This window comes from Telluria sp. LT1R51-2, from assembly GCF_059685775.1.
Genome location: NZ_JCASIM010000004.1, coordinates 1 through 6,262, shown reverse-complemented (window position 1 = coordinate 6,262; position 6,262 = coordinate 1). Strand labels below are relative to the sequence as shown.

General features: G+C 58.8%; 3 protein-coding genes, 1 rRNA gene and 1 pseudogene. 1 reads left to right on the top strand and 4 read right to left on the bottom strand.

The features are described 5' to 3' along the window. Positions 1–492: 492 nt before the first annotated feature. Positions 493–903 carry a DUF2061 domain-containing protein gene (locus AC56LH_RS22580; protein WP_499649858.1) on the top strand — a complete coding sequence of 137 codons (411 nt, stop codon included), beginning with the start codon at positions 493–495 and terminating at the stop codon, positions 901–903. A 169-nt stretch (positions 904–1,072) separates the two neighbouring features. Here the strand turns inward: AC56LH_RS22580 and AC56LH_RS22575 are convergent, their stop codons facing one another. The 4 genes and pseudogenes from AC56LH_RS22575 to rrf form a co-directional block, all read right to left on the bottom strand. Continuing rightward, positions 1,073–1,201 (bottom strand): hypothetical protein, encoded by a 129-nt coding sequence (locus AC56LH_RS22575; protein WP_499649860.1) that lies wholly within the window; start codon positions 1,199–1,201, stop codon positions 1,073–1,075. Between the two features lie 12 nt (positions 1,202–1,213). Next, positions 1,214–2,513: pseudogene (locus AC56LH_RS22570) on the bottom strand (DUF3999 family protein); the annotation flags it as partial. A gap of 55 nt (positions 2,514–2,568) precedes the next feature. Then, positions 2,569–5,814, bottom strand: a complete 3,246-nt coding sequence (locus tag AC56LH_RS22565; RefSeq protein ID WP_499649856.1) for a DUF2339 domain-containing protein — start codon at positions 5,812–5,814, stop codon at positions 2,569–2,571. A gap of 358 nt (positions 5,815–6,172) precedes the next feature. Then, positions 6,173–6,262: ribosomal RNA gene (gene rrf / locus AC56LH_RS22560) — 5S ribosomal RNA — on the bottom strand; the annotation flags it as partial.

Here is a 6,262-nt window from a genome sequence, read left to right as displayed (position 1 = left end):
CCTTGCGGCAGGGGTCGCTCACTCAAAATACTGACCGTTACTCATTGCTGAGCAACGTATTTCTTTTTTGTGAACATTTGATAATTTAAGTAATCAAAGACCGAAGTCTTTGGCACCCTCATCAAACGCCCACACTTATCGACTGTTAATTTTTAAAGAACTTTGTTCGGTACTGCTTCTGCCGTTTGCTACGAAGCGTTGTGTTCGTTAGCAGCAGAGAGGCGAGATTATGAAGTGTTTCTCAAATTTTGTCAACCCCTTCTTTCCTTCGCTGTCGCTGCTTTTAAGCGGCGTCTGCGTCGGGCAGAACGAGACTATAACAAACCTGTGACATGTTCCGCAAGGGACTTCTGAAATACAAAAGACTATCCTTAATAACAAATCAATAGCCAAGGACTATCATTATAGTAGATATATATGGCTTTGTGCGGCAATCGAGAATGACTATCATTTGCTTCTACCGTATCTACAATTGCAATTCCAGGAGCCAACATGGTCGTCGCTGCCAAGAAAACCAGTCAAGTCATCGCCCACATGGCCATCGCGTTCGCCATTGCCTACGCGCTTACTGGTTCGGTCATGTTCAGTGGCCTGGCGATCATCATCGAGCCTCTCATCAATGTGTTTCTGCTCCCCTTTCACGAGAAAGCCTGGGAGTCAATCCGTGCCCGGGCACGCTCCGAACGCGAACGCTACACCCGCCTCGCGGCTGAAAAGGTCAGCCAGACCGCCTTGCACATGGTCGTCGGATTCACCGTGATCTACTGCGCTACGGGCTCGCTCGCTTCCGGTGGTCTCGCAGCCATCCTTGAACCGGTGTGCAATGTCCTTCTGCTACCGATCCATGACCGCTTCTGGGACCGGCTCGAATTGCGCGTCGCCGGCCAGCACGGCGCTGCCTGATTCACTTGCGGCGCAGCTTGCGCAGTCCTGCCGACAGCAGATTGAACAGTAGGGCCACCATGCCGCTGTCACGGATAGACACGGATAGACACGGCGCACAGCATTATGACGACGTCGGGCGTATTACCTGATCGTGGCATGACGCCGGCTGGTCAAGGCTTGTTCTTGACTACTTCGAGGCATGCAGCTCGCTGTCGGACGCAGCATCGGATGCCGGCACACCGGATGCATCGGCCTTCATCTGACGGAACAGGTGCCAGGCCATGGCGGAAAGAGCGGCGAGGCCGCATACCAACATGCCCCATAACCAATATCGACGGTTGCTGCTGGTATTATCACTACCCTCCAAGGTCGTATCGGACCGTTGCTGTTGCACGAGCGCCCCAGGTGTCGCGGATTCCAGCTCGGCCAATTCATGGAGTGTGAAACCCGGCGCAACCTGGGAAAGCGGTACGCTGGCAGTTGGCGCGGCCGAACGCCAGATGATATGGCGCCTTGCCGGCCGCCACAAACACGATGGTCGCAGGCGCCCAGCGCAAGCGCAAGGCCGGACGCTCCAGGATAGGTGTCAGTGGCCGGACCACCCAGGTGGACGCATTGGTGGCGGTAATCTCGACGTCGCCGGATACGCGCTGCTGTCCCTTCTGCGACAGTTGATAAAAGGTTGTGTTCACGATCGGCTGCAACTGCGTGACAACCCGTTCCCCCCGTTTGCGACTACGCGTGGTCTGGTACTGCCCCACCATCACCGGCATGACGACGTTTTGCCCCTGAAACACGAAGCCGATAGCGATTGCCGGAATCGCGACAGGTGCGGCATAGAGTACATCGCGGCCCTCGGCAGCTGGCACCCCTGGCAAAACGATGGTATCGAGTTGCGTGGCAGCATATTGCTGCACGACATATTCAGCACTGATGTCGGCAAAGGCAAGCGGCTTGCCGTCTAGCCAACGAAGACGGGCATAACGAAACGACTGCGGCGAAAACTCGATGCGGTGCTTGCCGACACTTGCGCCGCGATCGTTGACCAGCCAACTGACTGCCGCTTCGGCCAGCAGGTCCCAGTCTTGCAGGTCATCACTTGCATCAAGCGCGACGTGCGCGTTGTAGCTGTTCATCCCTTCAGGCAGCGATAATGTCAGTGCACCCACTGGGGCTTCTGCGCTGACCTTCGCCACCAGCGCAGCCGGTTGAAGGTCGAGGATCAGACTTTGCAGCGTATCACTCGCTGCGCGCGATGGGGTGGTCACCGAAATGACGGCGCCGTCGCTGCGGGTACGTATCTGCAGGCTTTCGGGCATTGGCCCTGCGTCCCGGGCTGCGCCGTACAGTGGAAAAATGGCGACTGGTGCAGCGGCCCTCTTCTCGACGGCGGGTGGCGCCTGATCGACCAGTGCGAAAGGCATCGATGCGCCGGCAGCGTCGAACACGCGCAGATCATGCAATGCCGACGAACGCGCGTTCAGATAAACCGCACGCGGCAGTGGTAGTCGCACGACGGCCTGACTACTGACGACGCGCAAAGGGAGACGGTACGAATAGTCGGCAGGCCCATCGGTGGGGATGGCTGGATTCGCGGTGCTGGCAGCGCCCGCCAGCACGAGTGCCATGATGGCGCAGCAGCGCCTGCAAAGAGAAGTCGGCATGGGTGAGGCTCCCGGTCAGTCAAGCTGGCGCAGCGATTGACGCCTCTTGTGGTGCTTTCGGATACGGCGCCAGATAGCCGACCAGCAGCAGCAACAGGCCGACACCAACGAACGACACGACGCGCGCCATGCTGCCCTCACTGGCCAGATCGACCAGGAACAGCTTGCCCACGACAATGCCGTACAAAAGTGCGCCGATCCACCAGATCCGCCGTTGGACCATCCGTGAGGCAATGCGCATGAGCACGAAAGCACTCGCACCCCAGGCCAGGGAGAGCAAGGCCTGCACCGTTTGCGAAGCAGCGAGGTCGGCAAGCCGGTAATCGATGCCCAGATAGTGCGCGGCGCTTCGTAGCAGCATGAGATTGAACCAGATCCACGCTGTCACCACGCTGGTCATCCGCAGCGTGTGCAGAACGGGCTGGTCCAGCCCAAGCCGGGTAGCAAGCTGCCGCAAAGCGCTCGCCCACAGTATCAACACGAACCCGGTGGTCAGATCGAGCGGATTGAGTAGTGGCAGGTAGGGTAACGGCGCCATCGCGCCATCGTGCCGCAGGTTCCACAGAGCGATCGGCAACATCGTCAACATGATCCCTACTGGAACAGCAATCGATCGGTACCAATTGGCAACCGGCGCAGTAGGCCAGCCCCCCGTCATGCTTCGACGCAGCAACCCGACGAGGGCCAGCATCATTGCCCACGTCGGCAGGTAATTGCTCCATGCCGCGTCTGTGACCCAGCCGCCTTGCAAGATCAATGTGCTGTCGGTTGGCGTGGCGAGCCATCCGTCGATCAGGATCGCGCCGGTTGGCCACAACGCGAGCCACGGCCCACCCGTGCGTACGGCGTGCAGCAGCTGCAAGACAGTACGGTTCAGGAATGACCCGCTGGTATGCCAGCGCAGCATTGCCTGTTCGCTGCCCAGCCATGCAACTGCCCATGCGATCCAGAAAGCGGCGTCCGGAAGCGCATGCACGCCGTACAGCAGTGCAAGCGAACGCAGCGTGATGATGGCCAGCGCGGCCCAGCAAGCGGGGGCAAACCAGCATAACTGTGGCCAGGAAAAGCGCACTGCGCAGTGCATGCACGCGATCGACGTGGCCGCGATACCGAGCACATACAGTGCAAGCCAGCGGGAATCCACGCTGCCCAGGATGGCAGGCAGATAGTCGACGAACCGACCGGCTGCGACATTCAGAGTGCAGACCCACCAGATGCCGCTCCACAGCAGCAGTAACGCTGACAGGTAGCTGCCTTTTTTCCTGGACGCGGCTCGCTGCAGCGAGTGACTGGTGGCGAACGCCGCCACGGCCAGGATCACCAGGCCGAGCAAGGGCATCTCGTCATTTGGCTCGACCATGCTCAGCCATGACAACCCAGGCCTCACAGCGATGGCCAGGCCGACGGCGCCTGCGATCTGGGTAGCCAGAACCAGTTGGCGCGCGGTTGTCCAGACCATCCGCAGGCTGAGGGAATACAGCAGCAGCGCCGTGAGCATCGACCCGATCACGATCCAGTCTGCGAGGATGGCGCCCGAGAAGCGCAGAGTCGCTTCCGTCAACCATCCGGCCAGCAGCCACAGCGCCGCGAATATCAACGCCGTGTTGGCCAACGTATTGGTGGCCAGTGAAGACAGATCCTGCTTGTCGCTGCTGTTGTCGCTCTGTCGGAATGCTAGAGCCACCGCAAATGCGCCGGCGGCAAGCAGCAAGAAGCCCAGCCACAAGTTCGCCGTCAACGCTGCAGCCATGTCGATGTGAGACAGCGCGGTCATGAAGCTGATCCAGGCGCCAGCTTGCAACAACAGTCCACAAACCCAGATGGCACGCCGCTGGTGGCGCAATCCGGACCACACGAAGCCGAATCCCTGCAGCGCCCACACGGCCGAGGTCCAGCGCGCATCCAGGGCAAACGGGATCGTCAATGTGCCGAAAATGGTGCCAAGGACGGCAAAGGTTCGGACCGGTGTGCGCCAGCGCTCCTTGCCGGCACGCCAGAGAATCGTTCCGGCTACGAGATAAAATCCGCCCAGCCCCAATGCTGAAAATGCCAGACCGAACGGCATGTCCCTGACGAGCCCGACCTGAAACCCGAAGGTCAATAGCGGTGTTCCCATGATCAGCGTGACATCGACATAATCTTGCAACCGTGTTCTCTTGCGACCCGCGAATGCGAAAGGGATGGCTGAGTAGCACAGGAAAACAAGAATGAGAAATGCCTGCGCTGACGTGTAATGGTCCGGGGTGTACTGCAACCCGCCCCACGCCCCGGCGACACCGAACGTGAAGACAAAGCCCAACAGATTGAGCTGGTGCCACGACCGCTTGAACGCGAGCGCAAACACGCCGACGTTGAGCATCGCGTAGTAAGAGAACAAGGCAATGTGATTTCCCTGCCCGGTCGACAACAGCAGCGGGCAGGCGAAGCCGCCGGTAATGCCGAAGGCCGCGAGCCACGGTGCCTCCTGCAAAATAGCAAGAAGGCACGTGAATACCGTGAGCGACACAAGCAAGGCAAATGCGAATCCCGCCGGTATCAAGGCGTAGCGCTGGAATGCGCTGAAGATCACCAGCATCAGGATGGCGATAGCGGTTCCCTGTACCGGCAAGCCGATCCCGCTGTGCTTGCTACGCAGACGCCAACCCCATCCAAGAAGACCCATATCGGCCAACACCAACGCGGCCAGCCGCAGTTCAATCGGGATGGTAATGGTCGCTGCAACATACTTGAGCAGAAATGCAATGCCGATAAACAGGATAACCAGGCCGAGCTTGGCGACCAGATTCCCGGTCATCAGCCAAGTTTTGGCCGCAACCAGCCAGCGAGGTGGCGGAGATACGGCTTTGGTTGAAGCATCAGCGTCCAGCGGCGGCGTGATCTCTTCGCGTTGAATCGGGCTGCCACGGCTTCGGCCGCGGCGGGGAGTTTCTCGTTTTGCTTGCGGCGACCGATCGATTGTCTGGGCGTGATCGGCACTGGCACTGGCAGCGTCCGCTCCCTGCACTTGTGCATGGGCGCTATCTGGCAAATCGGCAGGTGGCACCTGTTCAACGGCATCCCTTGGTACTGTGGAAACGGTCATGTCGGCATGATGAGGCGCCGGTGTTTCAAGAAGTGCCGGAGAGAGCTGTTTGACCTTCTCGCGGAGCAAAACCAGCTGCTCTTCCAATTCGTTGATTTGATAGCCGCGTCGCAGCCCCACAAGCCAGGCTGCAATGAAGGGATAAGCCGCTATTATCAAGACCCATGTGGTGATCTCACTCATGGCGGCCCTTCATGTGAAGTACTTGGTTCCACCAGTCCGGGCCCACGCATCATGCGACAGTCCCCTTGGCGTCAAAGAAATAGTAAGAGCCAGAAGCATGCGCAGAAATGAACATATTTGACCGTTGCGTCCGATCAAATCATAGGATTGGTAAGTGGGGTTTTGCTGCCACAGTGTGGTCAAGGACGCATTACAGATGCGGCAAACTCCAGCGAGCCTGAGGATGAGCAGCACGCCAAGCAGGGAATAACAACTTGCGGAAATGGGTTGGGTGCTTAATGGATCAATCGCATAAAATCAATCGTCCAAAGCGAAAAGCCCCACTCAGATGACTGAGTGGGGCTTCTCTATATAACTAGCCTGACGATAACCTACTTTCACACTGGTTGCAGCACTATCATCGGCGCAAAGTCGTTTCACGGTCCTGTTCGGGATGGGAAGGGGTGGG